Genomic DNA, 23481 nt, shown 5'->3' with positions numbered 1-23481 from the left:
ACCGCGTGTGACGTACAATAATATTCCCACTAAATGAAGTTTCACTTCCCATTATTATTAACTTCCCACGAATAAAGGAACATATTCGATTGTTGCTTACATACGATGAAGAAAAACAAAATTAATTATCCCGCCTATAACTGGCAGGCCGACATAAACGTAACATCCTGTCGCATTGTCAGCGGCCCTAGCACGTCCTGTGCGTCGTAAGACCCTCACTTCAAATCTTTGATGTAAAACCAAGGATGGGGAATCAATTGAAAGTCAAATTTCCGATTCGTTGATCTAACAATTAGTGAGGGATAAAGAAAAAACTCCACCGATTACAAGATTCACATTAGCCATATGTTAACGAAATCATAAAAAGTATTCCAAATTTTGTCGAAATAGAATAAAAAATGTATTCGAATTTTAAAAAAAGTGATAGAATAAACATGTACTAGAATAGTAGATAAAGACATTTTTATTTTGGGGGTATTTAGCATGGAACAGCTTATGCGTAACTTCTTTTTATTTTTATCCAAAAATAAAACGCTTACAAAATTGGCGAAAAAGTATGGATTAAGGTTTGGTGCTGCAAGGTTTGTGGCAGGGGTAGACTTTGAAGAAGCATCAAAAAAAATAAAGAAAATAAATGATAGTGGGCTGGTTACGACAGTCGATCATTTAGGTGAGTTTGTCGACAATGAACAGGAAGCAATCGAATCAGCAAATGAATGTGTTCATGCTATTGAGATTATTTCCAAAAAAAGTCTTAACTCGGAGTTGTCATTAAAGATGACCTCGATGGGGTTAGATATTTCTCGAGAATTGGTTATGAGTAATATGCGTAAAATTCTTGAAGCGGGCAAGAAGCATCGTGTTACCGTAACAATTGATATGGAAGATTTTGAACGATGTCAAAAAACCCTTGATATCTTCAAGGAATTGAAAAAAGAATACGATAACGTCGGTACCGTCATTCAAGCATATTTATATCGTACGGAGCAAGATATAAAAGAATTAAATGAATATAACCCATATCTCCGTCTTGTTAAGGGAGCTTATAAAGAATCCCCTGAAGTTGCTTTTCCAGACAAAAAAGATGTAGATAGTAATTTTAAAAAGATAATTAAAATGAATTTATTAAATGGAAACTATACGGCTATCGCAACGCATGATGATGCGATTATAAAATATGTAAAGGAACTCGTTAAAGAGCATAATATTTCAAAGGATCTTTTTGAATTTCAAATGCTTTATGGAATTAGAAAGGAAGCTCAAGAACAATTGCATAAGGAAGGGTATACAATGAGGGTATATGTTCCTTATGGGAAAGACTGGTATGGGTATAACATGCGTCGTTTAGCAGAACGCCCAGCAAATGTGTGGTTCGTGTTAAAGGGTGTATTAAAAAAATAAGGCGCCCTTTCCAGCAGATGTGTAGTAGATGTATGATGCGACGTAACTTGTAATTATAGATTCATGCTATTACATCGCTTCGGAAACACATTTCGCTTTCCGCGGGTGGCTGGTGAGTCTCCTTGTGCTGACACACTCCGGGGTCTCACCGATGCCTTTCCTCCCGCTTCATGTGTTTCCTACGCTAGTTATTTCATTCAGTTTTTAAATAGCACTTTTCTCTAATTAAATATTTGGTATAAGAGAACTTCATCAGCGTAACATTCTGCCGTAACGATATTTTAAACCTACATCCATTAGTAATGGAAAGTCGAAACAAAATGTTACGTCACATAAATTTCATACTTCGAACTAGCTAAGAAGCGGTTGTTGGTAGCGATCGCTTTTTTAATTTTTCTAAAAAATATCATTTGTTTTTATTGCGAAATTTTCAAATATATCTTATAGTAGAGTAAGATAGACGGATAGGAACTGTCTTTTATTTTTTAGTAAAAAATGAATGAGTATTCATTCAAACTATGATTGGGGGATATAAAATGAAGCGAACAATCAAGCGTGCTGCTGTTTTAGGTTCCGGTGTAATGGGATCTGGAATTGCTGCTCATTTAGCTAATGTGGGGATACCTACAATTATGCTCGACATCGTACCTCGTGAGTTAACAAAGGAAGAAGAGCAAAAAGGATTGTCATTAGATGATCAAGTAGTACGCAATCGAATTGCTGCACAAAGTAAAAAAGCATTATTAAAGCAAAAACCATCTCCAATTACAACGAAAGAAAGTCTAGACTTAATTGAAGTAGGTAACATGGAAGATGATATGGAGAAATTGGCTGATGTTGATTGGATTATTGAAGTCGTAGTTGAAAATTTAGATATTAAGAAAAAAGTATTTGCAAACGTTGATCAACATCGAAAAGAAGGGGCAATTGTTAGTTCAAATACATCTGGAATATCTGTTGAAGATATGGCAGCTGACTGTTCCGAAGATTTTCGAAAGCATTTTCTAGGAACACATTTTTTTAACCCTCCACGGTATTTGAAGTTATTAGAGGTTATTCCTACAAAGGATACCGACCCTACAGTGTTGGAGTTTATGAAAACATTTGGAGAAAATGTGTTAGGAAAAGGTGTTGTTGAAGCAAAAGATACACCAAACTTTATTGCAAACCGAATTGGTACCTATGGTTTACTGATAACATTACGAGAAATGCTAAATGGTGGCTATAGTGTCGGTGAAGTAGATTCTGTAACAGGCCCAATGATTGGTCGACCAAAGAGTGCCACTTTCCGTACATTAGATGTAGTTGGCTTAGATACATTTATTCATGTAGCAAAGAATGTTTATGATCAAGTAGGTGGGGAAGAAAAAGAGGTTTTTGATGTACCCAAGTTCATGCTTACCATGCAGGAGAAAGGTTGGCTTGGTGCCAAAAGTGGGCAAGGATTTTTCCTTAAAAAGAAAGGGAAAGACGGTAGTACCATATATGAATTAAATCCAGAAACCTTAGAATATCAAGATCGCAAAAAACTAAAAACGGCAGCAACAGAAATGGCTAAGCAAGAAAAGGGTCCGCGCCGTAAATTGAAAGCGCTTGTAAACGCAAAAGGAGATCGAGCAGGTGATCTTGTTTGGTCCATTTTAAAACCAGTACTATTATATTCTGCTGAGTTAACAGGTGAAATTGCAGATGACATCGTTTCGATTGATCAAGCAATGAAATGGGGATTCGGATGGGATGTCGGACCATTTGAAACATGGGATGCAATTGGCCTACGGAAATCAGTAGAACGCATGCAAGCTGAAGGGGAAACAGTTCCTCAGTGGGTGTTGAAGCTTTTAGAGGAAGGTCATGAAAGCTTTTATAATACAGAGCAAGGCAATGTATATTACTACGAAAATGGAGAATACAAACAGCTTGTGGTTAATCCTAAAGAAATAAATATTAAGCAGCTAAAAGAAGTTAATGGTGTCATTAAGAAGAACACTGGTGCTAGCTTAATAGATTTAGGTGATGGTGTAGCTGGATTAGAATTCCATTCTCAAAGTAATGCAATCGGTCTTGATATCATTCAAATGGTTAACTTTGCAATTGAAGAGGTTGATAAAAACTATGAAGGGCTTGTAATTGGGAATCAAGGAAAGAACTTCTGTGTTGGTGCGAATTTAGCAATGATGCTAATGGAAGCGCAAGATGATAACTTCTTTGAATTAGATATGGTTGTACGTCAATTCCAAAACATGGCGATGAATATTAAATATTCGAATAAGCCAGTTGTAGCAGCTCCATTTAACATGACATTAGGTGGTGGTGCAGAAGTGTCATTACCTGCAGCAGCGATTCAAGCTTCTGCTGAAACCTATATGGGCCTTGTTGAATTCGGTGTTGGTTTAATCCCAGGTGGAGGTGGGACGAAGGAACTTTATTTAAAAGAGCTTCGTAATCTACCAAATGGTATCGATTTTGATTTGACTAAGGTAGCGAATGACGTATTTGAAAAGGTTGCCATGGCAAAGGTTTCTACATCTGCTGCAGAGGCGCGTGAAAATGGATTCCTAGATAATAACGATCGGATTAGTGTTAATCCAGATCATCTCATTCATGATGCAAAGGAACGCGTACTGGAGTTAGCTAAAGGTGGCTATCAAGCACCAAAACGAGAGAAGATTCCAGTAGTTGGAGATGCCGGTTATGCAGCAATGGTTCTTGGTGCAAAAACATTACAATTTGGTGGTTATGCATCTGACCATGATGTGAAAATTGCTGAAAAGCTAGCATATGTATTATCTGGTGGTCGTATTAAAGAGGGAACGTTAATTGATGAACAGGTTATGCTCGATTTAGAGCGTGAGGCTTTCTTAAGTCTCATTGGTGAACCGAAAACACAGGCAAGAATGCAACACATGCTCGTTAAAGGGAAACCATTACGTAACTAATAAGAAGAGGGGGAAAAAACGTGAATGAAGCAGTTATAGTTGCAGGTGCAAGAACCCCTGTGGGAAAAGCAAAAAAAGGAACACTCGCTAACTCACGGCCAGATGATTTAGCAGCATTAACGATAAAAGAAACATTAAAACGTGCAGGTAATTATGATGGAAATATTGATGATGTCATTATAGGATGTGCCATTCCTGAAGCGGAGCAAGGTATGAATATGGCTCGGAATATTGCCGGTCTAGCTGGTTTGAAAAATGATGTGCCTGGAATTACAATTAACCGTTATTGTTCTTCTGGACTTCAAAGTATCGCTTATGCATCCGAACGAATTATGCTTGGTGCCAGTGACACGATTATTGCTGGTGGAGCAGAGTCTATGAGTCTTGTACCAATGCCGGGGCATGTTATAAAACCGAACCCTACACTTGTACAGGATGCACCTGGTTATTATATGGGAATGGGACATACAGCAGAAGAAGTAGCAAATCGTTTTGGTATTTCTCGGGAAGATCAAGATGCTTTTGCAGTACAAAGTCATGAGCGTGCAGCAAAAGCAATTCAAGAAGGAAAATTCAAAGACGAAATAGTTCCCGTTGAGGTGAAAGAACGCTTTATTGGAAAAAACAATAAGGTGGAAGAAAAATCTGTATTATTTGATACGGATGAAGGAGTACGTCAAGGAACAACAATAGATGTACTTGCAAAGCTACGTCCGGCTTTTCATACGAAAGGATCTGTTACAGCCGGAAACTCCTCACAAATGAGTGATGGTGCTGCATCCGTATTAGTCATGGATCGAGCAAAAGCAGAGGCAGAGGGATTAACTCCATTAGTTAAATTCCGTTCCTTTGCCGTAGCAGGCGTTGAGCCAGAGATTATGGGTGTCGGCCCTGTGGAAGCGATTCCGAAAGCATTGAAAATTGCAGGATTAGATGTATCGGATGTTGGTTTGTTTGAACTAAATGAAGCATTCGCATCTCAATCGGTTCGCGTAATTCAGGCGCTTGATTTAGATCCGTCCATCGTAAATGTAAATGGTGGTGCAATTGCACTTGGCCATCCGCTAGGGATGACTGGGACAAAACTAACCTTAAGTCTTGCCCATGAAATGAAACGTCAAAATATACAATTTGGTGTTGTAACGATGTGTATTGGCGGAGGTATGGGTGCTGCTGGTGTATTTGAACTCTTATAGGTAAGGGGATAACCCTTAAACATAATAAGGAGAGGACGAAAAATATGAGTGAAACAAAAGAAAAATTATTCAAGGGTGGCGCATTTCTAGTTGAGGATTTAAGTGGTGAAGATGTTATTACACCAGAGGATTTTTCAGATGAACATCAAATGATTGCCAAAACAACAGAAGATTTTGTTGTGGGAGAAGTATTACCAAAAGTAGATAATCTAGAAAACCATGAGTTTGAACATTCTGTAGACCTTCTAAAGAAAGCTGGAGATCTAGGGTTATTAGGTGCAGATGTTCCAGAGGAATATGGTGGACTTGGGCTGGATAAGATCAGTTCATCATTAATTACGGAAAAATTTTCTCGTGCAGGTGGTTTCTCTGTAACGCACGGCGCGCATGTTGGAATAGGTTCTTTACCAATTGTATTTTTCGGTAATGATCAACAAAAGGAGAAATACTTACCGAAACTAGCTACAGGTGAATTGTTAGCAGCTTACGCATTAACGGAACCGGGTTCTGGTTCAGATGCATTAGGGGCAAAAACAACTGCAAAACTAAATGAAGCAGGGACGCATTATATTCTTAATGGAGAAAAGCAATGGATTACTAACTCTGCATTTGCCGATGTGTTTGTTGTATATGCGAAAATCGATGGAGAACATTTTTCTGCATTTATAGTAGAGCGAGATTACCCGGGAGTTTCAACTGGCCCAGAAGAAAAGAAGATGGGAATAAAGAGCTCATCCACTCGTACATTAATCTTAGAGGATGCAGAAGTGCCTGTGGAGAATTTATTAGGTGAAAAAGGAAAAGGACATAAAATTGCCTTTAATATCTTAAATGTAGGTCGTTATAAATTAGCTATTGGTGGTATTGGTGGTTCCAAACGAGGAATTGAGTTAGCAACGAAGTATGTTAACGAAAGAAAACAATTTGGTACACCGATTTCTAGCTTCAGCTTAACACAGGAGAAATTAGCTACGATGGCTGCAAGAACGTATGCGAATGAAAGTGCGGTATACCGTACAGTAGGCTTATTCGAGCAACGGATGGGATCCATGACAGATGAGCAGTTAAAAGACGGGAAAGAAGTAGCCAAAGCAATTGCAGAATACCAAATTGAGTGCTCCATGAATAAATATACAGCGACAGAATGCTTGGATTATGTTGCTGATGAAGCGGTTCAATTACATGGTGGATATGGATTCATGCAGGAATATGAAGTAGAGCGCATGTACCGTGATTCAAGGATCAACCGCATTTTTGAAGGAACAAACGAAATCAACCGCTTATTGGTGCCAGGCACCTTATTAAAGAAAGCGATGAAAGGTGAGCTGCCATTACTGCAAAAGGCTCAAGGACTACAAGAAGAGTTAATGATGATGATGCCGGAAGAAGTAGGTACAGAGCCACTTGAGCAAGAGAAGTATCTATTAAGGAATGCGAAGAAAATGGTGTTATTAGGTGCCGGTTTAGCTGCACAAAAATATATGCAAAAGCTGGAAAATGAGCAAGAATTGTTAGTAAATCTTGCAGATATGACGGCAGAAGTCTATAACATGGAATCAGCTATTCTTCGTACAGAAAAAGCAATTAATGCTTCCGGGCTAGAGAAAAGTAAGCAAAAATTACTTTATACTCAAGTGTATGTACAGGAAGCCTTCAACCGGATTGAGGCAGATGCTAAAGAAACATTAATTGCTGTTGAAGAAGGCGATACGTTACGTATGATGCTTTCATCATTACGTAAGTTGACACGTCATACACCAACAAATGTTATTGCGAAAAAACGTGAAATTGCTGCTAAAATAATTGAAGAAGAGAAATATATTGTCTAACAGAATGCAATAACTTGGTTCGTTATCGGACCATATAAAGAGAGGGGTATAAATCACAACTTGATTTATACCCCTAATTATTTTTATTTGGTTAAGACATTCTTATCTTGGCGAAAAAGTGCTGGTAGTTCTTTTATTTTCTCTATATTACTAACTTCACTGCGGTATATACTTGAGATGTTGGGGTTATTAGAATAGAGGTGGTTGATCTGAGAAGTTAGTTCTTGTAGCTGTTTTTCTTTTCCTACTAAATGATTTTCTAATGAAGTTATTTTATTTTCCTTATGTATTAACTCTGTTTCAAACAAGGTGATCTTTCGATTAAATTCTCTTTGTAGCTCTTCGATGTTTTTTGTTATTTCTGCCCGATGATCTTTGGCAGCTAATCCGTTAAATAGAACAATAAATAATAGTAACGTAAACAGCAAGATGGTGTTCTTTTTCATGAATCCAACCCACTTCCTAGATATATTTACCTAACTATAGTATACATTATTTAGAAAATTAAAAAAGTAGGTTATGAATTAACTTTTTCGAAATGGAATGAACTTCTGACTCGACCTTGCCATAAAATAGCCGATTAGTACCCCTATTGTATTTAGGATTATGTCATCAATGTCAAAGCTACGGTAGATAATCCCAATCGATGTAAACATAAGTTGGGTAATTTCGATGAAGCATGTGCTAGCAAAACCAATAATAAGTACTTCTCTAAATAGGATTTTTTTCTTTAAGATAACAGCAAAAATACCAATTGGAACAAAGACGATTATGTTTCCTAATAAATTTATTATTTGTATATCCACATTACCTTCAAACTCTACATACATAGCTATCGTTTGAAATGGAATTAGATTAATCGATACGCTTTCATTTGGAATTGGATGATGAGTTGGAAATACAGTTAAGTAAAGTAGGCTTTCGATGTAGATGATCATCAAAATGTAAGTTATTTCATGATAGATTCGAAGCGTTTCCTTCTTTTTTTGGATAATTAAATAGCGCAAAGGTAGATAAACGACTAGCGATAGGATAATTAATAGAATTGGTAGACCGTTAATATAATGCATAATCGACCCCTTCCGTCGGAAAAAAGTTGTACTATTAGTATACATGAACTTAACTGTCTAAACGATGGATAAAACTTTACTAGGTGTAATAAATTTTCATAGGAAAATTCTTTTTCGATATAGACTTAATAAAAGAGATTTAATCGTGGTAAAATAGAATCTATAAAAAAGGAGGGGAACATTTTGACATTATCTTTTTATTGGTACCCAAATTGTGGTACATGCAAGAAAGCAAAGAAGTGGCTTGATGAGCATAACGTTGCGTATAACAGCATACATATTGTGGAAGAAACGCCTTCGAAAGATGAAATTTTAGGCTTGATGGAGAAGAGTGGGTTACCAGCAAAAAAGTTTTTTAATACAAGTGGAAAAAAATACCGTGAGTTGAATTTGAAAGAAAAGCTTCAAGATGCTAGTACCGAAGAAATGGCAGAAATATTAGCTTCAGATGGAATGCTAATTAAGCGTCCCATTGCAACTGATGGAGGAAAAGTGACGGTCGGTTTTAAAGAGGACCAATATGAGGAAAACTGGTTATAATGTAAGGTGAAATACTAGAAATAATGGCTTGTACGATGTATAGTAAATTTGAATGAATTATTGGAGGGATTTAACGTGAGTTTACCAAAAGACTTATTATATTCAGAAGAACATGAATGGGTTAAAAAAGAAGGCGACAAAGTTCGCATTGGTATTACTGATTTTGCTCAAGATGAACTAGGAGATATCGTATTTGTTGAGCTTCCTGAAGTAGGAGAAGATATTGAGGCTGACGAGCCGTTCGGAAGTGTTGAATCCGTTAAAACTGTTTCCGAATTATATGCTCCAATAAGTGGAAAAATTGTTGAAATTAATGACGAGCTTGAAGATAGCCCAGAATTAGTAAATGAATCTCCATATGAAAAGGCATGGATGATCGTTGTCGAACCATCTGATGAATCAGAATTAGATGATTTATTATCTGCTGAGGGTTATCAAGAAGTTATTGAAGAAGATTAATAAAGATACATATTGGCTGACTCAACCATTGTTTGGTATGAGTCAGCTTTTCTTAACATTTACATTAAACTTTTAGGAGTGTTATGTCATGATGACAGAAAACGCAGAAAAAGTTATTATTGTGGAGGGGGTTACCGATAAAAAACAAATCGAAAGAATTATCGATGAAGCTGTGACCATTATCTGTACAAATGGGACTTTTGCTGTGGAAAGGTTTGATGAACTATTAGAAACCTATGATTTGGATCATCGAGATGTGTTTATATTAGTAGATGAAGATCCGTCCGGACAAAAACTTCGTAAACAATTATCTAATGAGTTGCCCCATGCTGAACACATCTATGTTAGTAGTGAATATCGTGAAGTTGCTACTACTCCAGAAAGTTATTTAGCCACAGCATTAGTAAGTAAGCACATCGCGGTAAATCCCATTTTTTTAATGTAAGTGTAGATAGGGTGATTATTTGCAAAATATCAATGAAAAAATACTTGAAAAAGATTCGGTAATGATTTTTATTCACACACCTTTCTGTGGAACTTGTCATGTAGCTCGGAATATCTTAAGGCAAATAGAAGCTGTCCATAAAGACGATCTGTTTTATGACATGAATGCATCATTGTATCCATCGTTTATGCAGGAAAACCAAATTGAAAGCGTTCCTTGCTTATTTATTAAGCAAAATGGAAGGATTGAAGAAAAAATTTATGCCTTTCAATCGGTTCCTAACATTTACAGCTACATCATGAAGTACAGGGCAGATTTGTTCGAGAAAAAATCTTGAAAATATGTTGACAGTTTTAAAAAACGATGCTATTATTCTATTTATCGATTTAACGTCCTAAATTAATTTTAATTGAATATGATCTAACTCTTATCTAGAGCGGTGGAGGGAAAGGCCCTATGAACCCGCGGCAACCATCAAACTTTTGTTTGGAAAGGTGCCAATTCCTACAAAGCATTATGCTTTGAAAGATGAGAGAACGTGAGATATATTACGTCTTTCTGTTCTCTTATGCAGAAAGGCGTTTTTCTTTTTATATGAAGAATTCGAAGTGATAAGTAAATTATCTAAGGACAGAATAACAATACGAAAAATAGATTTTCGTTTAGGAGGAATATCCGTGATATCCATTAAAGGGTTACGAAAGGTTTTTCAGGCAAAGGAAGATAATATTACTGCCGTAGACCGTTTAAACCTAGATATAAAAGATGGGGAAATCTTCGGTGTAATTGGTTATAGTGGTGCGGGAAAAAGTACCTTTGTTCGATTGCTAAACCGATTAGAGGAGCCATCGGAAGGAAGCATTAAGATAGGTGATAGGGAAATAACGGCATTAAATAAAAGGGATCTTCGATTAGCAAGACAGGAGATCGGTATGATCTTCCAACATTTTAATTTGTTATGGTCGCGAACAGTGAAAGATAATATTGCTTTTCCGCTTGAAATAGCTGGCGTTCCAAAAGAAGAACGTGAAAGGCGAGTATTAGAGTTAATTCAACTCGTTGGGTTAGCTGGTAGGGAAAATGCATACCCTTCCCAATTAAGTGGGGGGCAGAAGCAACGAGTTGGTATTGCGAGAGCTTTGGCAAACAATCCGAAAGTCCTCCTATGTGATGAAGCAACTTCAGCCCTGGATCCAGAAACGACGAATGCCATTTTAGATTTATTGGTAGATATTAATAAAAAACTAGGTTTAACAATTATACTTATTACCCATGAAATGCATGTTATCCGAAAAATTTGTAACCAGGTAGCTGTAATGGAAAATGGAAAGATTGTAGAACAAGGTGAGGTTTTAGAGGTATTCCTTAAACCAAAACAATCTGTAACGAAGAAATTTGTTGAACAAGTAATGGGTAGTGGGGAAGATGATGATTTAGAACAACTACAGTCAACTTACAAAGGGGAAGATATTTTCCGCTTACACTTTGTTGGTGATTCGGCAAACCAAGCATTAATTAGTAAAATAGCAAAACAATTCAATGTAGATATAAACATTCTTCAGGGAAAAATCACCCAAACACAGATGGGGGCATACGGTAACTTGATTGTCCAAATTAATGGAGATGAAAGGGAAAAGGATAATGCCGTTGCATTTATTACCGAAGAAACCTCGGTAGAAGTGGAGGTTATTCAACGTGCTAACTAATTTATTTCCAAATCTTAAAGTAGAAGATTTAATTGAAGCAACATACGAAACATTTTATATGACGATCATTGCATTGGCAGGAACATTCATCTTAGGAATATTACTAGGTTTATTACTTTACTTAACAATGAAAGGCGGTCTTTGGGAAAATAGGGTTCTTAATTGGATCGTTGCATCGTTTGTTAATGTATTTCGGGCTATTCCATTTATTATTTTAATCCTACTACTATTCCCATTTACTGACTTTCTTGTAGGTACAATTCGAGGTCCTAATGCTGCTCTACCTGCTCTTATTATTGGTGCAGCACCTTTCTATGGAAGACTAGTGGAAATTGCACTAAAGGAGATCGATAAAGGAGTTATAGAAGCAGCTCAAGCAATGGGAGCTAAGACACGAACAATCATTTTCAGAGTGTTATTACCTGAATCGATGCCAGCACTTATTTCCGGTCTTACTGTAACGGCAATTGCATTAATTGGTTATACCGCGATGGCTGGAGTAATTGGTGCTGGTGGACTTGGAAACTACGCACATTATTTTGGATTTATGCGCCGAGACTTTGATGTTGTCTTTGTATGTACCGTAGTCATTGTTATTATTGTATTTATTTTCCAATTCATTGGAGACATTATATCTAATAAACTGGATAAACGCTAAACAAATTGAGGTAGAAACGGCAATGAGCCGATTTTATATAAAAAATACAGAGGAGTGTATAACATGAAAAGGATTTTTAGTTTATTATCTTTATTAATTATTTTTGCTTTAGCTGCTTGTGGTGGTGGAAGTAATTCAGGTGATAGCAATGAAGGTACATCTGAAAATAACAGTGAAAATACAGAAGAAACGATTGTAGTTGGGGCATCAAGTGTTCCTCATTCTGAAATTTTAGAGGAAGCCAAGCCTTTATTAGAAGAAGAAGGAATCATACTTGAAATTGAACCATATGAGGATTATGTATTTCCAAATGATGATTTAGCAAGTGGAGACTTAGATGCGAACTATTTTCAACATATTCCATACCTTGAAAACACGATAGAAGATACTGGATATGACTTAGATTATATTGATGGGATCCATGTGGAACCGATGGGAGTATACTCACAAAGTATTACAAGTATTGATGAAATCCCAGAAGGTACAGAAGTTATCTTAAGTAATTCCGTAGCTGAACATGGACGTATTTTAACGTTGTTCGAACAAAATGGTTTGATAACTTTAGATGAAGACGTGAAAAAGTCTGCTGCAACGTTAGAGGATATTGTGGAAAATCCGAAAGAATTGGAATTCTCGGCGGATGTACTTCCAGAGATCCTTCCAGAGATTTATCTATCAGAGGAAGATGCTTTGGTCGTAATTAATACAAACTATGCATTAGGAGCTGATCTAAATCCATTGGAAGATGCTTTATTTATTGAAGGGTCTGAATCAGAGTATGTAAATGTTATCGCCGTACGTTCAGAAGATACAGAGAATGAGGCGCTTCAAACGTTGGTAGATGTATTGCAATCAGAAGAGATTCAAAACTTTATTCTAGAAAAATACGAAGGTGCGGTAGTACCAGTTGGTGGCAATAACTAATTTGTCCAGAAAGCTAGTGAATTTATAAAGTTCACTAGCTTTCTTCTGTTTTTGGTCTGCGATATATGCATTAGGGGATGAGGTTCCTTATTCCGCTATTTGGACCCATTTGTGGTTAGGTGAAACTTTTTTTACTGCCGGATTAAGGATTTCACCATTAAGTTTTTTTGAATAACAATCATTTTTTGAATTCATCCTGTCTCAAAATTCAAATGTTGAGAAATGGTAAGTATATGGAAGTAATTCGCTAAATGTTATGAAGATTTCTTGCTATTCAATCCAAATGGATCCATATAGAATTTCATCCGAAAGTAGCGCGCTATATGCACTTTGGAGTACTTCGTGTCCGTGTGTTACGATTTATAGCGTAAACAATACGAAAGGATGATTCACTATTAATAGTGAGATTAAGATGAATTACACTCCTGAGATGGAGAAGCAGATGCAACAATCGCATCAGATTTGTTATGCAGAGTACAGTCGTAAATTAGAAAAGCGAATGATTGTAGAAAAACGGCGTGATAAAGAATACGAAAAATGTAAACACATGGTTGCTGAACTTGATAATCAAATTCATAAATAATAGATCGTAAACACATAACTGGTACTCGAATCGAGTGCCAGTTTTTTTGCTTCAGGTGACTAAATTTACCATTAATTAGTGATACTAATACAATAGAAGAAAAAAGGGATAGAATTTTGTCTGATTTACTTGGAATAATATTGCTTTTACGACTTAAATTTGTTGATTATACATTCGAAATGATTTAAGATTGTAATGAGAATAAATTGAGAATGGATGTAAATTCTATTCAAATTTTATAATAAAATAGTATTTGGAGGTATCGATATGGCAGGATCAACACTAGAAATTAAGAATCTTCATGTATCAATTGAAGATAAAGAGATATTAAAGGGTGTAGACTTAACAATCAATGGTGGCGAGTTCCACGCAGTAATGGGACCAAATGGTACAGGTAAGTCCACATTGGCATCAGCTATCATGGGTCATCCGAAATATGAAATTACAGAAGGAAGCGTACTTCTTGATGGGGAAGATGTGCTAGAGATGGAAGTAGATGAGCGTGCACGTGCAGGCCTATTCTTAGCAATGCAGTACCCAAGTGAAATTAGTGGTGTTACAACTTCTGATTTCTTGCGTTCCTCGATTAATGCTCGTCGTGAAGAAGGCGATGAAATTCCATTAATGAAATTCATTAAAGAAATGGATGAAGCATTAGATTACTTAGAAATTGATAAAAATATGGCTCAACGTTACTTAAATGAAGGTTTCTCTGGTGGAGAGAAAAAACGTAATGAAATCCTTCAATTAATGTTATTGAAACCTGAAATTGCAATTTTAGATGAAATTGACTCAGGATTAGATATTGATGCTTTAAAAGTAGTATCAAAAGGGATCAACAAATTACGTGATGAAAACTTTGGCTGCTTAATTATTACACACTACCAACGCTTATTAAACTACATTACTCCTGATAAAGTACACGTAATGATGCAAGGTCGTGTTGTGAAGTCTGGCGGACCTGAACTAGCTCAACGTCTAGAAGCAGAAGGTTATGACTGGATTAAAGAAGAGTTAGGCATTGAAGACGAAACTGTAGAGCAAAATGCATAAACGTAAGGAGGGATAATATGACTGTTGATACAAAGCTACCGTATGATCAATCGTATATTAAGCAGTTCTCGCAAGAACGAAATGAACCAGCTTGGATGAAAGATTTACGCCTTCAAGCTTTAGAACAAGTGGATACATTAGAATTACCAAAGCCTGATAAAACAAATATCAGTAAATGGAACTTCACTCGTTTTAAGCATGCTGCAACAGGCGATAAAATTTCATCTTTAACAGATTTACCAGCAGATATACAAGATTTCTTTGATAAAGAAAATTTACCAGAAAACTTATTGATTCAGCGTAATCAATCTGTAGCATATGCATCTGTAAGCAAAAAGTTACAAGATCAAGGTGTCATTTTTACTGATATTTTCACTGCCCTTCAGGAGCATGAAGAATTAGTGAAACGCTACTACATGAAGGATGCTGTTTCAATCGATGAACATCGATTAACAGCTTTACATGCTGCGTTAATGAACGGTGGAATATTCGTATATGTTCCAAAGAATGTTCAAGTTGACGAACCGTTACAAGTTGTTTTCTGGCAAGAAGATCCAGATGTAGCGTTATTTAATCATGTGCTTGTTGTAGCAGATGAAAATAGCTCATTAACTTATGTAGAAAACTACATTTCTAATAATGAAAAAGAAGAAACGGTTGCTAATATCGTAACGGAAGTAATCGCTCAAAATAATGCTCAAATTTCATTTGGTGCTGTTGATAATTTTGCAGCAGGCACAACTTCTTATGTAAACCGTCGTGGAGTTGCGTATCGTGATGCAACCATTGACTGGGCGTTAGGACAAATGAATGATGGAAATACTGTATTTGAAAATATTACACATCTAATTGGTGATAATTCTACATCAAATGCAAAAGCCGTAACAGTTGGTCGTGGAAAGCAAAATACGAATATGACTGCTAAAATTGTTCACTTTGGTAAAAACTCAGAAGGACATATTTTACAGCACGGTGTTATGAAAGATAGTGCATCAAATGTATTTAACGGTATTGGTAAAATTGAGCATGGCGCATCCAAGTCAAATGCTGAGCAGGAGTCCCGTGTGCTAATGCTAAGTGAAAAAGCTCGAGGCGATGCTAATCCAATTCTATTAATCGATGAAGATGATGTAACAGCAGGTCACGCTGCATCTGTTGGTCGTGTTGATCCTTTACAGCTTTATTACTTAATGAGTCGTGGTATTACTCAGCTCGAAGCAGAACGATTGGTTATTCATGGTTTCTTAGCACCTGTTGTAAATCAATTACCAATTGATTCGGTAAAAGAACAATTAACACAAGTAATTGAAAGGAAGGTTAACTAATGGATGCAAAAGCCATTCGGCAAATGTTTCCGATTTTAGATCAGGAAGTAAATGGACATCCTTTAGTTTACCTTGATTCATCTGCTACTTCACAAAAGCCCATTCCAGTAATAGAAGCAGTGGATGAATATTACCGTAAAAATAATTCCAATGTACACAGAGGTGTACACACCTTAGGTTCACGCGCTACGGATCAATATGAAGGGGCTCGTGAAAAAGTACGTCGATTTATTAATGCTTCTAGTACAGCAGAAGTTATTTTTACACGAGGTACAACGACTGCTATCAATACGGTAGCAACGAGTTATGCACGTGCCAACTTAAAACCTGGTGATGAAATTGTAATTACACAAATGGAGCATCATAGTAATATTATTCCTTGGCAGCAAGCTGCAAAGGCGACTGGTGCAACGTTGAAATTTATTCCATTACAAGACGATGGTTCGATAACACTAGATGATGCAAAAGAGACAATTACGTCCAATACGAAGGTTGTAGCAATCGCACATGTATCTAATGTGTTAGGTACGATTCATCCTATTAAGGAACTTGCTAAAATTGCCCACGAAAATGGAGCCGTCATTTTAGTCGATGGTGCGCAAGGCGCTCCACACATTCGGGTTGATGTCCAAGATATGGATTGTGATTTTTATGCATTTTCTGGTCATAAAATGTGTGCCCCAACTGGAATTGGAGTTCTATATGGAAAGAAAGAACTTCTTGAAAATATGGAGCCAATTGAGTTTGGTGGCGAAATGATTGATTTTGTAAATCTTTATGATTCTACGTGGAAAGAGCTACCATGGAAATTTGAAGGTGGTACACCAATCATTGCTGGTGCGGTTGGTCTAGGCGCAGCGATTGATTTCCTAAATGAAATTGGTATGGATAATATTCATGAGCATGAGAAAAAATTATCTAAATATGTGATGGAAAGAATACGTACGATCGATGGGGTTAATGTTTATGGCCCTGAAAATCGTGCATCCTTAGTCACATTCAATTTAGATGATGTCCATCCACATGATGTTGCGACTGCACTTGATTCTTTTGGAATTGCAGTTAGAGCGGGTCACCATTGCTGTCAACCATTGATGAAATGGTTAGATGTAGCAGCAACAGCTCGTGCAAGCTTTTATATGTACAATACTGAAGAGGATGTTGATCAGTTAGTTGATGGACTCTTGAAAACAAAGGAGTTTTTTGGTAATGTCTTTTAACAACCTGGACACATTATACAGACAGGTTATTATGGATCACTACAAAAACCCTCGGAATAAAGGGGTTGTAGATGGGGATTCTTTAACTGTTGATATGAATAACCCAACCTGCGGTGACAGAATTCAACTGCAAATGCAAGTTGAAGATGGTGTTGTAAAAGATGCTAAGTTTGAAGGAGAAGGTTGTTCAATTAGTATGTCTTCTGCTTCAATGATGACTCAAGCAATCAAAGGAAAAAAAATTGATGATGCATTAAATATGTCAAAATTATTTTCGAATATGATGCTTGGAGAAGATATAGATACGGATTTGGATTTAGGGGATATCCAAGCATTGCAAGGAGTTTCCAAATTCCCTGCACGAATTAAATGTGCGACCCTTGCATGGAAAGCAATGGAAAAAGGTGTACACGAAGAATAAGGTTGGTTTTTAAGCACCTAAAGGAGGGTATAAAATGGCGAAAAATATGCCGGAAATGGAAGAGTATAAATACGGTTTTTCGGATAAAGATGTTTCGATTTTCCGTACGGAACGTGGTCTTACTCGTAATGTCGTGGAAGAAATCTCTAGGATGAAAGAGGAACCTCAATGGATGCTTGATTATCGATTAAAAGCATTAGAACATTTCTATGAGCGTCCAATGCCACAATGGGGTGGAGACCTTACTGGATTAGATTTTGATGAAATAGTTTATTATGTAAAGCCATCTGAAAAACAAGGTAGATCGTGGGATGAAGTGCCTGATGAAATCAAACAAACATTTGATAAATTAGGTATTCCAGAAGCAGAACAAAAATACCTTGCAGGTGTATCTGCACAGTATGAATCAGAGGTTGTATACCATAGCTTGAAGGAAGATTTAGAAGAGCTAGGTATTGTATTTAAGGATACAGATACAGCCTTAAAAGAAAATGAAGAATTATTCAAGGAGTATTTCGGTAAAGTTATTCCGTATACAGATAATAAATTTGCTGCACTGAACTCAGCTGTATGGTCTGGTGGTTCCTTTATTTATGTTCCTAAAGGCGTTGAAGCGACAACACCACTTCAAGCATACTTCCGTATTAATTCAGAGAATATGGGACAGTTTGAGCGTACGCTGATTATTGTAGATGAAGGTGCATCGGTTCATTATGTAGAAGGTTGTACTGCACCAGTTTATACAACAAATTCACTTCATAGTGCGGTAGTTGAAATTTTTGTTAAGAAAGATGGATATTGCCGTTATACAACGATCCAAAACTGGGCAAACAATGTTTACAACTTAGTAACCAAACGTGCTACATGTGATGCGAATGCAACAATGGAATGGATTGACGGAAATATTGGTTCGAAATTAACGATGAAATATCCAGCAGTTATCCTTAAAGGGGAAGGTGCACGTGGTAACACGTTATCTATTGCATTAGCTGGTAAAGGTCAATTGCAAGATGCTGGTGCCAAAATGCATCACCTAGCACCAAACACATCTTCAACAATTGTATCAAAATCAATTTCCAAGCAAGGTGGGAAAGTATCTTATCGTGGTATCGTTCACTTTGGACGTAAAGCGGATGGAGCTCGTTCAAACATTGAGTGTGATACGTTGATTATGGATAATGAATCAACATCTGATACGATTCCATACAATGAAGTATACAACAACAATATTTCACTAGAACACGAAGCAAAAGTTTCTAAAGTTTCCGAGGAGCAGTTATTCTACTTAATGAGTAGAGGACTATCTGAAGAAGAAGCAACAGAAATGATCGTAATGGGCTTCATCGAGCCATTTACAAAAGAGCTTCCAATGGAATATGCTGTTGAAATGAACCGTTTAATCAAGTTCGAAATGGAAGGTTCTATTGGATAATATGTTAGAAACCCCGCAAATTGGCAAAGCCAGTTTGCGGGTTTTTTTGGGGGTTTGGGTTGACTCATAAAAGGGGAGTTCCGCTCATAATAAGGTCGCAAAATGGGAAAGGGAATTTTCAATAAGTGACAATTCATATTCATATATATTCAATTCAGGGTCAATCAATAGTATAATAGGAGTCGTCATAAAATTTATTACATATAGAGGAGAAATAGTTTGGTTTACATCATTTGTGTTATTATTGGGGCTTTGACAGCATTTGTAGGCAGTTTAGTTGGATTAGGTGGCGGTGTCATTTTAATTCCTAGTTTATTATTATTGAGTCAGTCCTTCGACTCTTTCGCATGGGCTACTCCGCAAGCAATTGTAAGTATTTCCTTATTTGCAATGATTTTTACTTCGCTTTCATCCACTCTTACTTATTTTAAAAGGGGCCGTGTTGATTATCGAACAGGTCTATTATTTTTGTTTGGAAGTATTCCAGGTGGCGTTATTGGTTCTTGGTTAAACCAGTTTGTGGATACGGATGCATTTTTACTTTATTTTGGGATATTAATGATTTGTATTACTGCGTTATTTTCATTAAAGCGTCGGGAGCCTTCATCTAATGTTTCGTTCAAAGAAAAGAATCACCAAAGAGAATTTCTTCTTGATGGAGTAACGTATCAATATTCCATCTCTGTTTGGCAGGCAGTTGCACTGTCGTTAATAGTTGGAACGTTATCTGGTTTGTTTGGAATTGGCGGAGGTTCTATTATGGTTCCTGCCATGATCCTACTATTCGGTATACCTGCACATATTGCTACAGCAACCTCGATGTTTATTATTTTCTTTACAAGTATCGTAGGCGCAAGCTCACATATTTTTCTAGGTCATATCGCTTGGGAGTACTTATTCTTTTTTATCCCGGGTGCTTGGATTGGTGGTAGATTAGGTGCAAAAACAAATCAATTGTTACGAGCGCAAACGTTAGAACTGATCTTACGCATCTTATTAATTATTATTGGTATTCGAATGATATTAGATAGTTTACTGTAGACGGAGAAAGAACCTTCGAAGATTAATGTATTATTGAAGGAGAAATCAACCATGCATGAGAGACTGAATTTTTATTATACGAATGATTTACATAGTAATTTTGAACAATGGCCGAAAGTAGCTCATTTTATGAAAGAAGCAAAATCGATTAATAATGGAAGCTGGCTTTTTGATGTGGGGGACCATGTTGATCGAGTCCATCCAATTGCTGAGGCATTTATGGGGAAAGCCAATGTCCATTTATTAAATGAGCTTGGCTACAATGCAGTAACTATAGGCAATAATGAAGGTATAACATTATCCCATCATGATCTATATCATTTGTATGATGATGCTAATTTTCCAGTAGTCTGTGCAAACCTACATAATACGATGGGGGAAATGTCAGACCCAAGCTGGCTTCATGAATCGGTTTTTTTAGAATCAGTTCATGGTGTGAAAATTGGTGTAGTCGGCTTAACAGCTCCATTTAATGATTTCTATGAATTACTTGACTGGCATGTATCTGATCCATTTGCGACACTAGAAAAGCATGTTAAAAAATTAAAACAGGAAGTAGACATTATTATATTGCTTTCTCACTTGGGATTGAGCGAGGATCAAGAAATAGCTAGAAAATGTAGTAGCATCGATGTAATTATTGGCGGACATACACACCATTTACTCCGTACAGGGGAAATAATTAATAATACATTGATAACTGCTGCAGGGAAACATTGTACATTTGTTGGAGAGGTTTCTTTAACATGGGATCATAAAAGAAAAGAGCTCGTTTATAAAGAAGCCTATGCCACTGATATTACGCATCTCCCTAAAGATTTACCAACTGTAGAAAGTATAGAGAAATTAAATCAAAGTGCTGATGTTATTTTAGATGAACAAGTAGCTTATCTTGAAAATCCCATTGCTATTAAATGGTTTGAGCATACAGAAATAATGCAACTTCTTACAAATAAACTGAAAGAATGGACAAATGCTGATATTGCTATGTTAAATGCTGGACTCTTATTAGGAGATTTTACTAAAGGGAAAGTGACGAAGGGAGACGTTCATCGTATATGTCCCCACCCAATTAATCCATGTGTAGTTGAATTAAGTGGAGCAGAATTACTAGAAGTAATACGTGTCTCCTTAACAAGGGATTTCACCGAATTAAAATTAAAGGGTTTTGGGTTTCGTGGCGTATTGCTTGGTAGGATGAGTTATGCTGGATTAGATATTACAACTGGCTTTCATGAAGATGGATCAGAATATATGAAAGAAGTTACACGGAATGGTAAAGCAATAGAACCGAAAACGGTATATTCATTAGCTACAGCAGACACGTTTACTTTCGGTCGTTTATTACCAGAAGTAGCTAAATCGGAAACAAAAAAATATTTCGTCCCAGAATTTATGCGTGATTTACTTGCTGCTACGTTGAAGGAGCATTATTCCACGCTAGGTAATTTGTAAAAACATTACTGTGTCACAACTCCTTTTAGATGCATACACATATAGTGTACATGAAGAAGGAGGCATTTTTACGATGATTACGGTTAATCCACTTGAAGTAGAAGGAAAGTATTTCACGGCAACACGCGTAGAGCTTCCGAAAACAAATTTATTAGTTATTTCAAATGAAATTGGATATATTATGTGTGCAGCACTTGATGTAGATTTCTTTAACGAAAATTTACAAGATCGTAATATCATTGCTGGCAGGGCAGAAGGTGTTCGAACGATTGAGGAGCTTCTACATGCTCCATTAGCAAAAATAACCGATGCTTCAAAAAAGGATTACGGATGGGAAGTCGGGATGACAGGTAAAGAAGCGTTGCTCAAATTAACATAAATGTCTTCCAATTAGGAAGGCATTTTTTTAATAATAATTTCCGATTAATTAATTGAGTACGGTATTAAAGTCTTTCATCCGCAGATCCAATTCAAGATTATTTTGTAAACCAAGCACAAATGTTTGCTATATATTAAATTGTTAATGAATTCTAATAGCTTTTTAGACTTGTTTTTGATATTCTAAAGTAGGTTGTCGAAAAATGACACTTTTTATAGAGATGAGTAGACATTCTCATCTACCATGGGAGGCTTGGTGTAAGCTAAGTTTTCTAATAATGCAATTAGGGAGAACAGAATGAGATTAGTTAGCACAAGAAAACTAAAAGCAGGCGAAATATTAGGTCAAACAATACATAGAGATAATGGATTAATCTTATTGAAGAAGGGTGTTTGCTTGAGCGATACCATGATTCAACGATTACAAAATCAAGGGATAACGTATGTCTATATAGAAGATGAATCAACGAAGGATATTCAAATAGAACCAGTTATATCGGAAGAATTAAAGCGTGAGGCAACTGAATCTGTACGTACTATATTCTCGGAAGCGAAAAGTAACGATCTATTAGAAAATTCTTTTATCTTAGACAAAGAAGAAAAGAATTTAACATCAGTTGTTGGAAAGTTAATGAATGAAATTAAACATCAAGATGAATCCATTTCATTACTTGCGGACGTATTTCTAACAGATGATTATATTTTTCAGCATTCGCTTAATGTAACTATTTATTCGTTAGCAATTGGTTCTGCTTTAAAGCTTAATGATTCGGAGCTGTCCGAGCTAGGAACCGGTGCGATACTGCATGATATTGGAAAAGCATTTATAGATCAAGAAATACTACAAAAGCCAGGTAAATTAACAGATGAAGAGTTCTCTATCATGAAGGAACACACGACGATTGGGTTTGATTTACTACGAAAGCAAAATGCTGTTTCTTCCATAGTAGCCCAGTGTGCATATCAACATCATGAACGTTTAGATGGAACTGGTTATCCTCGCGGGTTATTTGGGGACGAAATTCATAAGTATGCAAAAATTATTGGAGTAGCAGATGTGTTTGATGCGGTTACGAGTAATCGGATTTACCGCGATGCCATGCTACCACATGAAGGCTTAGAAATACTATATGCTGGTGCAGTAAGCTTATTCGACAAAGAATTGGTAGAAGCCTTTAAGCAAAGTGTTGCAGTTTATCCAAATGGTTTATCTGTTTTATTAAGTGATGGTACAGTAGGAATAGTAGTTAGGCAAAATAAGCATCTTTGTGATCGTCCAATAATCAAAGTGATAAAAGGTAAAAATGAAAGCGCAATTTCTTCATACGAGCTTGACCTTTCTAAATCATTAGATATTACGATAGTGGATTGTAACGTAGAATAAAAGAATTTCAGTATAATTTTTAAAT

General features: G+C 36.5%; 23 protein-coding genes and 1 riboswitch. Of the genes, 21 read left to right on the top strand and 2 right to left on the bottom strand.

Annotation, left to right across the window (positions count from 1 at the left end):
* The first annotated feature begins 483 nt into the window (after window positions 1-483).
* The 4 genes from BMX40_RS11240 to BMX40_RS11225 all read left to right on the top strand — a co-directional run bounded on the left by BMX40_RS11240 (window position 484) and on the right by BMX40_RS11225 (window position 7362).
* Window positions 484-1401: a proline dehydrogenase family protein gene (locus tag BMX40_RS11240; protein ID WP_090869897.1), complete on the top strand. Its 918-nt coding sequence runs from the start codon at window positions 484-486 to the stop codon at window positions 1399-1401.
* 536 nt (window positions 1402-1937) lie between these two features.
* Window positions 1938-4337 (top strand): 3-hydroxyacyl-CoA dehydrogenase/enoyl-CoA hydratase family protein, encoded by a 2400-nt coding sequence (locus BMX40_RS11235; RefSeq protein WP_090869896.1) that lies wholly within the window; start codon window positions 1938-1940, stop codon window positions 4335-4337.
* Window positions 4338-4357: 20 nt separating this feature from the next.
* Window positions 4358-5533 (top strand): acetyl-CoA C-acetyltransferase, encoded by a 1176-nt coding sequence (locus BMX40_RS11230; protein ID WP_090869894.1) that lies wholly within the window; start codon window positions 4358-4360, stop codon window positions 5531-5533.
* 44 nt (window positions 5534-5577) lie between these two features.
* A complete protein-coding gene (locus BMX40_RS11225; RefSeq protein ID WP_090869893.1) occupies window positions 5578-7362 on the top strand; it encodes an acyl-CoA dehydrogenase family protein in 1785 nt (594 codons plus the stop codon).
* An 83-nt stretch (window positions 7363-7445) separates the two neighbouring features.
* Here BMX40_RS11225 and BMX40_RS11220 read toward each other — a convergent pair whose 3' ends face one another.
* Window positions 7446-7808 (bottom strand): hypothetical protein, encoded by a 363-nt coding sequence (locus BMX40_RS11220; RefSeq protein WP_090869891.1) that lies wholly within the window; start codon window positions 7806-7808, stop codon window positions 7446-7448.
* Window positions 7809-7886: 78 nt separating this feature from the next.
* Window positions 7887-8432 (bottom strand): VanZ family protein, encoded by a 546-nt coding sequence (locus tag BMX40_RS11215; RefSeq protein WP_170840762.1) that lies wholly within the window; start codon window positions 8430-8432, stop codon window positions 7887-7889.
* A gap of 183 nt (window positions 8433-8615) precedes the next feature.
* Here BMX40_RS11215 and BMX40_RS11210 point away from each other — a divergent pair, with 183 nt between their 5' ends.
* From BMX40_RS11210 to BMX40_RS11135, 17 genes are all read left to right on the top strand, one after another.
* Window positions 8616-8972, top strand: a complete 357-nt coding sequence (locus BMX40_RS11210) for an arsenate reductase family protein (RefSeq protein ID WP_090869887.1) — start codon at window positions 8616-8618, stop codon at window positions 8970-8972.
* A 75-nt stretch (window positions 8973-9047) separates the two neighbouring features.
* Window positions 9048-9431 carry a glycine cleavage system protein GcvH gene (gene gcvH, locus BMX40_RS11205; protein WP_090869885.1) on the top strand — a complete coding sequence of 128 codons (384 nt, stop codon included), beginning with the start codon at window positions 9048-9050 and terminating at the stop codon, window positions 9429-9431.
* A gap of 91 nt (window positions 9432-9522) precedes the next feature.
* A complete protein-coding gene (locus BMX40_RS11200) occupies window positions 9523-9876 on the top strand; it encodes a toprim domain-containing protein (protein WP_425287856.1) in 354 nt (117 codons plus the stop codon).
* A gap of 19 nt (window positions 9877-9895) precedes the next feature.
* Window positions 9896-10213 (top strand): thioredoxin family protein, encoded by a 318-nt coding sequence (locus BMX40_RS11195; protein WP_090869882.1) that lies wholly within the window; start codon window positions 9896-9898, stop codon window positions 10211-10213.
* A gap of 87 nt (window positions 10214-10300) precedes the next feature.
* A riboswitch (SAM riboswitch) is annotated at window positions 10301-10411 on the top strand.
* 142 nt (window positions 10412-10553) lie between these two features.
* Window positions 10554-11582, top strand: coding sequence for a methionine ABC transporter ATP-binding protein (locus BMX40_RS11190; RefSeq protein WP_090869880.1), 1029 nt, complete (start codon window positions 10554-10556; stop codon window positions 11580-11582).
* Window positions 11572-12240, top strand: coding sequence for a methionine ABC transporter permease (locus BMX40_RS11185; protein WP_090869878.1), 669 nt, complete (start codon window positions 11572-11574; stop codon window positions 12238-12240). The genes BMX40_RS11190 and BMX40_RS11185 overlap by 11 nt, the downstream gene beginning before the upstream one ends.
* 63 nt (window positions 12241-12303) lie before the next feature.
* Window positions 12304-13164: a MetQ/NlpA family ABC transporter substrate-binding protein gene (locus tag BMX40_RS11180; protein WP_090869877.1), complete on the top strand. Its 861-nt coding sequence runs from the start codon at window positions 12304-12306 to the stop codon at window positions 13162-13164.
* 430 nt (window positions 13165-13594) lie between these two features.
* Window positions 13595-13747, top strand: coding sequence for a YuzK family famiily protein (locus BMX40_RS20270; RefSeq protein ID WP_170840755.1), 153 nt, complete (start codon window positions 13595-13597; stop codon window positions 13745-13747).
* Window positions 13748-14014: 267 nt separating this feature from the next.
* Window positions 14015-14800, top strand: coding sequence for a Fe-S cluster assembly ATPase SufC (gene sufC / locus BMX40_RS11175; RefSeq protein WP_090869875.1), 786 nt, complete (start codon window positions 14015-14017; stop codon window positions 14798-14800).
* A gap of 17 nt (window positions 14801-14817) precedes the next feature.
* Window positions 14818-16125, top strand: a complete 1308-nt coding sequence (sufD, locus tag BMX40_RS11170) for a Fe-S cluster assembly protein SufD (RefSeq protein WP_090869873.1) — start codon at window positions 14818-14820, stop codon at window positions 16123-16125.
* The gene (locus tag BMX40_RS11165) at window positions 16125-17345 is read left to right on the top strand and encodes a cysteine desulfurase (RefSeq protein ID WP_090869871.1); all 1221 of its coding nucleotides are present in this window, start codon (window positions 16125-16127) and stop codon (window positions 17343-17345) included. The genes sufD and BMX40_RS11165 overlap by 1 nt, the downstream gene beginning before the upstream one ends.
* On the top strand, window positions 17335-17766 hold the full coding sequence (gene sufU, locus BMX40_RS11160) for a Fe-S cluster assembly sulfur transfer protein SufU (RefSeq protein WP_090869869.1): 432 nt from the start codon (window positions 17335-17337) through the stop codon (window positions 17764-17766). Before BMX40_RS11165 ends, sufU begins: the two co-directional genes overlap by 11 nt.
* Window positions 17767-17800: 34 nt before the next feature.
* The gene (gene sufB / locus BMX40_RS11155; protein WP_090869867.1) at window positions 17801-19198 is read left to right on the top strand and encodes a Fe-S cluster assembly protein SufB; all 1398 of its coding nucleotides are present in this window, start codon (window positions 17801-17803) and stop codon (window positions 19196-19198) included.
* Between the two features lie 219 nt (window positions 19199-19417).
* The gene (locus BMX40_RS11150; protein ID WP_090869865.1) at window positions 19418-20239 is read left to right on the top strand and encodes a sulfite exporter TauE/SafE family protein; all 822 of its coding nucleotides are present in this window, start codon (window positions 19418-19420) and stop codon (window positions 20237-20239) included.
* A gap of 51 nt (window positions 20240-20290) precedes the next feature.
* On the top strand, window positions 20291-21694 hold the full coding sequence (locus tag BMX40_RS11145) for a bifunctional metallophosphatase/5'-nucleotidase (RefSeq protein WP_090869863.1): 1404 nt from the start codon (window positions 20291-20293) through the stop codon (window positions 21692-21694).
* 73 nt (window positions 21695-21767) lie between these two features.
* Window positions 21768-22073 carry a YunC family protein gene (locus BMX40_RS11140; protein ID WP_090869861.1) on the top strand — a complete coding sequence of 102 codons (306 nt, stop codon included), beginning with the start codon at window positions 21768-21770 and terminating at the stop codon, window positions 22071-22073.
* A 297-nt stretch (window positions 22074-22370) separates the two neighbouring features.
* Window positions 22371-23456, top strand: a complete 1086-nt coding sequence (locus tag BMX40_RS11135) for an HD-GYP domain-containing protein (RefSeq protein ID WP_090869858.1) — start codon at window positions 22371-22373, stop codon at window positions 23454-23456.
* The last annotated feature ends 25 nt before the right edge of the window (window positions 23457-23481 follow it).

This window comes from Oceanobacillus limi (assembly GCF_900111445.1).
GTDB lineage: Bacteria > Bacillota > Bacilli > Bacillales > Amphibacillaceae > Ornithinibacillus > Ornithinibacillus limi.
The sequence above is the reverse complement of the archived record's forward strand: the minus strand, read 5'-3'. Positions and strand labels throughout refer to the sequence as shown.

Coding starts and splice junctions, on each gene's coding strand:
- BMX40_RS11240 (WP_090869897.1), top strand. CDS start 484: ATGGAACAGCTTATGCGTAACTTCTTTTTATTTTTATCCAAAAATAAA.
- BMX40_RS11235 (WP_090869896.1), top strand. CDS start 1,938: ATGAAGCGAACAATCAAGCGTGCTGCTGTTTTAGGTTCCGGTGTAATG.
- BMX40_RS11225 (WP_090869893.1), top strand. CDS start 5,578: ATGAGTGAAACAAAAGAAAAATTATTCAAGGGTGGCGCATTTCTAGTT.
- BMX40_RS11220 (WP_090869891.1), bottom strand. CDS start 7,808: ATGAAAAAGAACACCATCTTGCTGTTTACGTTACTATTATTTATTGTT.
- BMX40_RS11215 (WP_170840762.1), bottom strand. CDS start 8,432: ATGCATTATATTAACGGTCTACCAATTCTATTAATTATCCTATCGCTA.
- BMX40_RS11200 (WP_425287856.1), top strand. CDS start 9,523: ATGACAGAAAACGCAGAAAAAGTTATTATTGTGGAGGGGGTTACCGAT.
- BMX40_RS11180 (WP_090869877.1), top strand. CDS start 12,304: ATGAAAAGGATTTTTAGTTTATTATCTTTATTAATTATTTTTGCTTTA.
- BMX40_RS20270 (WP_170840755.1), top strand. CDS start 13,595: ATGGAGAAGCAGATGCAACAATCGCATCAGATTTGTTATGCAGAGTAC.
- sufC (WP_090869875.1), top strand. CDS start 14,015: ATGGCAGGATCAACACTAGAAATTAAGAATCTTCATGTATCAATTGAA.
- sufD (WP_090869873.1), top strand. CDS start 14,818: ATGACTGTTGATACAAAGCTACCGTATGATCAATCGTATATTAAGCAG.
- BMX40_RS11165 (WP_090869871.1), top strand. CDS start 16,125: ATGGATGCAAAAGCCATTCGGCAAATGTTTCCGATTTTAGATCAGGAA.
- sufU (WP_090869869.1), top strand. CDS start 17,335: ATGTCTTTTAACAACCTGGACACATTATACAGACAGGTTATTATGGAT.
- sufB (WP_090869867.1), top strand. CDS start 17,801: ATGGCGAAAAATATGCCGGAAATGGAAGAGTATAAATACGGTTTTTCG.
- BMX40_RS11145 (WP_090869863.1), top strand. CDS start 20,291: ATGCATGAGAGACTGAATTTTTATTATACGAATGATTTACATAGTAAT.
- BMX40_RS11140 (WP_090869861.1), top strand. CDS start 21,768: ATGATTACGGTTAATCCACTTGAAGTAGAAGGAAAGTATTTCACGGCA.
- BMX40_RS11135 (WP_090869858.1), top strand. CDS start 22,371: ATGAGATTAGTTAGCACAAGAAAACTAAAAGCAGGCGAAATATTAGGT.